This window comes from Chloroflexota bacterium (genome assembly GCA_035652535.1).
Lineage (GTDB): Bacteria > Chloroflexota > UBA6077 > UBA6077 > SHYK01 > DASRDP01.
Window position 1 is genome coordinate 24101 of the sequence record DASRDP010000038.1, and the last position, 6045, is coordinate 30145.

Here is a 6045-nt window from a genome sequence, read left to right on the forward strand (position 1 = left end):
TGGTGGAGGGCGCCCACCGGCTACGACGGGAACGCGAACATCGGTCGGTATTTCTCCATCACCTGCTGACGGAGCTCCCGCGGCGCGCGGCTCACCTTCGGGAAGGCGTCCTTCCGGTGGAAGGGGCGGCAGGCGTAGAAGATGGCGAGGCTATTGGTGTGGTCGCCGGACTCGCGCCGCTGCGGGTCCGAGGAGACGAGCGGGTCCAGCGGCGTGCTCCACGTTCCCCGCACGATCTCGATGTCCGTGGCCGGCTCGCAGCGCGTCGTCATCGCCCACATCACCTCTTTGAAGTCGGTGGGGTCGATGTCCTCGTCGACGATCACGATCCAGCGTCCGTTGCGGGTGGAGGCCACGGCCGCGTGGGCCGCCTGCGCCGCGTGGCCCGGATACCGCTGCCGAATGCTGATGGCCCGGATGTACCCCATGTGGTGCCCCACGGCCACGACGTCGGAAATCCCGGCCGCCTGCAGGTCGCGGATACCGCCGCGCCCGTCGCCGAAGTCGAGCCCCATGACCCGGGCACCGGGCCACAGCGGCGCCTGGCTCAGGATCATCGGATTGGTCCGGTGGTAGATCGCCTTGATGCGGATGACCGGCTGCGGCTCGCCCGTGCCGAGGCTGCCGCCCGAGTAATAGCCCGGCCATTCGCCAAAGGGGCCCTCGTCGCGCGCTTCGATGGCCGGCGGCGGCACCTCGCCCTCGATGGCGATCTCGGCGTGCGCTGGGATCGGAAGGCCGGTCAGGGGGCCGGGGATCACCTCGATAGGGCTGCCGCGCAGGCCGCCGATGTAGTCCAGCTCCGACGAGCCCCACGGCTGGCGGCTGTGGGCGCCCATGAAGTACAGCGGGTCGGCGCCAAAGGTCGCGACGACCGGGCACGCCTCGCCCCGGTCCCAGTAGCGCTGACAGATGAGGCGGCCCTGCTGACCGGGGCTCATCCAGAGGCCCAACAGGTTCCGGTCGTGGGCCTGCATTCGATACGTCCCGACATTGACGTAGCCGGACTCGGGGTCGCGGTTCACCAGCGAATCACCCGTCCCCACATAACGGCCGCCGTCCATCGCATGGTAGCGCGGCACGGGAAACTTGAAGATGTCGACGTCGTCGCCGGTGATGGCGTTCTCCATCACCGGTCCCGTCGCGACCTGAACCGGCGGAATCGGCTTCACCGACCGCAGCTTCTGGCGCCCGAGCTGGTTCAGCTCGTCGCGCGACTTGTCGGTCGGGAGGCCGAGAGCGAGAGCCATCCGTTTCGCCGATGCGCTGTGCAGCGCGACGAGCCGATAGCCGGCCGGATACCCCTTGATGCGATCGAAGATCAGCATCGGCGGCCGATCGATCGTCTCGGCGACGACCTCGATGAGCGCCCCAATCTCGCCGTCCCAGTCGGCGCCCTCGATGACACGGTACTCGTCGACCTCCATCGCGGCGTCGACGTACTCCTGCAGCCCATTGAATACTGTTCCTGTCACGTCGCACTCCTTGGACTTCGTAAACCCGACGCTCATCATATCTCACCGCCGGACCGGGCTATACTGCCTCGGGCCACGCGCCCCCCGTCGACTGAAGGAGGTCACGATGGCTGATTACGCGCCCATCGAGCTGCGCGCGCAGTTCCGCGCCGGCCACTCGACGATCTGGGAGCTTGCCGACAAGGCGGGCATCCTCGCTCGTCTCAACATGCGCCTCGCGAGCCTCGAGTTCTGCGCCAGCTCGACGGTGGCCGAGGCCGCCCTGTACGACGGATCGATCGACGTCGTGGCGGGCAATCACATCAGTCCATATGCGAAAGTCGCCCAGGGCCACCCCATCGTATGCCTCGCATCTCCCGGCAACCGCGTGCGCGACTCCCTGGTGTCGCGCGAGCCCATCGCTTCCATCGCCCAGCTCAAGGGCAAGCGCCTCGCCGACACCGCCATCGAAGACCCGATTGGCGGGTACCACCACATCCGCGGCAACCACATGCTGTACGTGATGCAGGGCGGGCTCCGCATCGACGACGTCGAGTGGGTGGTCGTGGCGGACTACATGGGCGAGGAGTTCCGCCAGGCGCAGCTCAAGGCCATGCACGACGGCACCGCCGACGCCACCTTCGTCACCGGGAGCACCGAGGAGTACGAGCGGAACGGCTTCCACGTCCTCCGCCTCGAGCCGCTGCCGATGATCACCGGGCCGACGATCACCACGTCCTTCACCGCGCTAGCGGCGAAGGACCGCCTCGGCGAGCGGCTCGTGAAGGCGATGATCCTGACGATCCACTTCGCCAAAACACATCAGGGCGAGGCGCAACAGATCCTCGGCGGTCCGTCCCTCGCCTTCCCCGAGGGAGGGAACCGGGGTCGAGCCGCCAGCATGGCGCGCTTGCCCCTGAAGCCGTATCCGGACCCGGTGGCGGTGGCCAACGCGTACGAGCTGTGCTGCATGCAGTACCCCATCGCGCGGGAGGTGAGCCCGCTGGCCCTCTGGGACCTCCACTACCTCCGCGAGCTGGACTACTCGGGCTTCATCGACGAGCTCGCCACGGAGACGCGGGGGTAGCGAGCCGGTGGGTACGCCCTCGCGCCTCATCGCCAGCGTCTTCCTGTTCGTGCTCGCGGCATCCTGCGGCGCCCCATCGCCATCGACCCCGGCTGCGCAGTCGCAGGCTCAGACGGGCGCGAGCACGCCCAAGCGCATCACCATCGCCATCAAGGGCGATCCGCCAACGCTGAGCGACAAGATCAACAGCGCGGGGTCCGGCGGCGTGCCGGGCGTCTCCGAGGTCCAGCGGCTCGTGCAGTCCGGCCTGGCGGTGCCCGACGACACGGGCACGCTTCAGCCCCTCATGGCCGAAGCGGTCCCAAGCACGGCGAACGGCTTCTGGCGTGTGCTGCCGGACGGTCGGATGGAGACGACGTGGCGAATTCGCGACGGCGCCCACTGGCACGACGGCGCGCCGTTCACCGCCGACGACCTGGTCTTCACGGCGACGGTCGGGCAGGATCGCGAGCTTCCTCAGTTCGCCGACCGCGCGTTTTCATTTCTCGAGGGCCTCGATGTCGTCGACGACCGAACGGTCACCGCGCGCTGGAGTCGGCCGTATATCGAAGCGGACGCGATGTTCACGGAGCTGCACGCCCTTCCGCTCCCGCGGCACCTTCTCGAGCAGGCCTACACCGACAACAAGGCCGGCTTCGTGGAGCTGCCGTATTGGACGCGCGACTTCGTCGGGACCGGCCCCTACCGCGTGCGCGAGTGGGAGGGCGGCAGCCACCTCATCGTCAGCGCCGACGAGCGCTATCCGCTGGGCCGGCCGAAGATCGACGAGATCGAGGTGAAGTTCATACCGGACCCCAACACGATGCTCGCCAACCTCATGGCCGGCGCTGTGGACCTCACCATGGGGCGCGGGCTGGCGCTGGAGCAGGCGCAGACCGTCCAGGCCCAGCGCTCCAACATTCGGATGGACGTCGCCGTCGACGGCTGCCTCTGCGCCTTCCCGCAATATCTGAATCCGAATCCGCCCGTCATCGCCGATGTGGCGTTTCGCCGCGCGCTCCTCTATGCCCTCGACCGGAAGGAGCTGGCCAACAGTCTCGAGCAGGGGCTGGTCCCGCCGGCGGAGATCTTCATCGGGCCCAACCAGCCCGAGTTCCGCAACATCCAGTCGGCCATCGTGCACTACGACCACGATCCTCGTCGGGCGGCGCAGCTCATCGAGTCGCTGGGATTCGTTCGGGGCGGCGATGGCTTCTTCCACGACCCGACCGGCCAGCGCCTGAGCGTCGAGATGCGAACGACGCCCGGCGTCGAGACGGGAAAGAATCTCGTGTTCGCCGTCGCCGACGCCTGGCAGGAGGCGGGCATCGGCGCCGAGCCGATGGTCATCCCGCCGCAGCTCGCCACCGACCGGGAGTGGCGCGCCAACTTCCCCGGCTATGACATGGTGAACCAGCCCAGCAATCTGACCCTGCTGCAGCGCTTCCTGGGCCGAGAATCCTCGCTCCCGGAGAATCAGTACCGGGGCAACAATCGCATGCGGTACGCGAGCCCGGAGCTGGACGCCATCATCGAGCGATATTTCGTCACGGTCCCGTGGGACGAGCGGATGGACGTGGCGCGCCAGGCCGTCCATCACATCACGGACCTCGTCGTCAACACGAGCCTGCTCTACAACACGACGATCACGCTCTCAAACGCGAACCTCTCCGGCCCGACGGCGACCAACAACGCCTGGAATGCCCATACCTGGGACCTGGGCTAACCGGCGGCGCAGCCGTCGATGGCGGCGCGCAGCCACGCCTCATCGACGGCGGTCCCGATGAAGACGCCGTACGGGTCCTGCTGCCCGGACGCCATCACGATCCCCGGCCGGCGAATGAGCTGGAAGGGGGCGATCTGCACCAGGGCCGGCGCCACGAATTGGAAGATGTGAAGGCCCGGTTCGTCGTCCAGCCCGACGAACCCTTTGGCCCGGAGGATCGACGGCGGCAAGCTGCCGAGCAGCGCCTGGAACCGCTCGCGGTCCAGCGCGCGCGGGATCGAGACCGACACCGTGTGGGGCAGCGGATGCCTGGGCGGCCCGTCGGCGAGCAGGCGGTCGAGCGCCTCCTCGTGCGCCACGGCGGTATCCAGGACCGCGCGCAGCTCGCGCTCGGTGAGCGCGCGCGGGGCGAGCGGAGCGTCGGGATTGGTGAGGAGAATGGCGCTCGTGGCCGCTTCCACGCGGCCGGCAGGAACGAGGTCGGTCTTCGTCAGCACGATGAGGTCCGCGAGCTCGATCTGCCGCCGAACGATGGGATCGCTTCCCAGGGGATCCGGGTAGCGGGTCGCGTCGACGAGGCTGATGCAGCGCGGCGTCTGGATGACGCGACGCAGATCCGGCTCCGTGAGCTGGTTCAGCATGTCCGCCGCATCCGCCACGCCGGTCGTCTCGAAGAGCACGATCTCGCGGCGTAGCTCCCGCATCCCCTCCAGCACCTCGTCCAGGTCCGTTCCGTCGGAGCAGCACGCGCACGCGCCGTTCAGCGCGTCGACGGCCGCGTGCGGCCAGCCGGTCTCGGCGAGCACCATCGCGTCGACTCCTAGGTCCGCGATGTCGTTCACGACGAGGCCGACGCGGTAGCCGGCGTCGATACAGGATCGGGCGAGCCGGGCCATGAGCGTGGTCTTCCCGCTCCCCAGCACGCCCGCCAGGACGTACATGGCCATGGGGCCGGTCGAAGTCGAAGCGTTCACGGCAGAGATCGTACACTGGCGCGGCGGGCGAGATTCAATGGCCGTCCGGTCGGTTTACGTTTTGAGGCAACACGATGGCGCGGCCGAGTCAGACGGCCGATCGTGAGTCGCCGGATGAAAGAGCGTCGATCCATGAGCATGTCCAGTCCAGGCGGGGCGGCCTCGCGAGCCGCGGCGAGGGCGAGCGGCGCGACAAGCGCCGCTCGCATCGACCAGTTCATTCGCGTCGATCTACCTCTCAACGTCGCGGCCCTCATCTTCGTCAGCGTCATCTTCGTCTTGTACCCGCTCGCCTTCCTGCCCTTCATCTGTTTGATGATCGTGGCCAACATTGCCGCGTTGGTCGTCGCGCGTCTCCTGGTTCGCCGCGACCGGGTCGAGTCCGCCGTCACGCTGCTGTGCCTCAGCGTGGCCGCCATGACCGTCGTGGTCGTCTGGGTTGCGCCCCAGTTCTTCCCGTACCTGATCATCCTGTCGGTTTGGCCGGTTGCGCTGGCGCTCCCCTATCTGGGCAAGCGCTCGCTGCTCCGCCTGATGGCGCTCGCCACCGGCGTCGACATCCTAGTGAGCGTCTTGTCGCTGCGCCGAGACCCCTTCCACATTCTGTCCCTGGTTCCGGTCTGGGTCCTCGATGGGATCAACGTCGTCCTCGTCCCGACCTTTGTGGGGCTCCTGTTCCTCATGCTCTGGCACTACAGCAGCAGGCTCCTGGAGACGCTGGAGGAGGTCCAGAGGTCCAACGCCGCGCTTCAGGAGTCCGAGCGGTCGCTGGAGCGGAAGGTCGCGGAGCGCACGGCTGAGCTGCAGCAGAAAAATGAGGCGCTT

5 protein-coding genes are annotated in these 6045 nt (G+C 67.9%); 3 read left to right on the forward strand and 2 right to left on the reverse strand.

Translation table 11 applies throughout. The annotated features are described in order from the left end of the window. Positions 1–20: 20 nt before the first annotated feature. Positions 21–1475, reverse strand: a complete 1455-nt coding sequence (locus VFC51_04950) for a UbiD family decarboxylase (GenBank protein HZT06356.1) — start codon at positions 1473–1475, stop codon at positions 21–23. Between the two features lie 106 nt (positions 1476–1581). On the opposite strand from VFC51_04950, the gene VFC51_04955 reads away from it, so the two are divergent. Together VFC51_04955 and VFC51_04960 are read left to right on the forward strand one after the other, a co-directional pair. After that, positions 1582–2541 (forward strand): hypothetical protein, encoded by a 960-nt coding sequence (locus VFC51_04955; GenBank protein ID HZT06357.1) that lies wholly within the window; start codon positions 1582–1584, stop codon positions 2539–2541. 7 nt (positions 2542–2548) lie between these two features. Next, positions 2549–4246 carry an ABC transporter substrate-binding protein gene (locus VFC51_04960; protein HZT06358.1) on the forward strand — a complete coding sequence of 566 codons (1698 nt, stop codon included), beginning with the start codon at positions 2549–2551 and terminating at the stop codon, positions 4244–4246. On the opposite strand, the gene VFC51_04965 is transcribed toward VFC51_04960, so the two are convergent. After that, a complete protein-coding gene (locus VFC51_04965) occupies positions 4243–5220 on the reverse strand; it encodes a GTP-binding protein (protein ID HZT06359.1) in 978 nt (325 codons plus the stop codon). The two genes, VFC51_04960 and VFC51_04965, sit on opposite strands and share 4 nt — an antisense overlap. Positions 5221–5334: 114 nt before the next feature. On the opposite strand from VFC51_04965, the gene VFC51_04970 reads away from it, so the two are divergent. Beyond that, positions 5335–6045, forward strand: a 711-nt coding sequence (locus tag VFC51_04970) for a hypothetical protein (GenBank protein HZT06360.1), incomplete at its 3' end; no start/stop codon positions are given.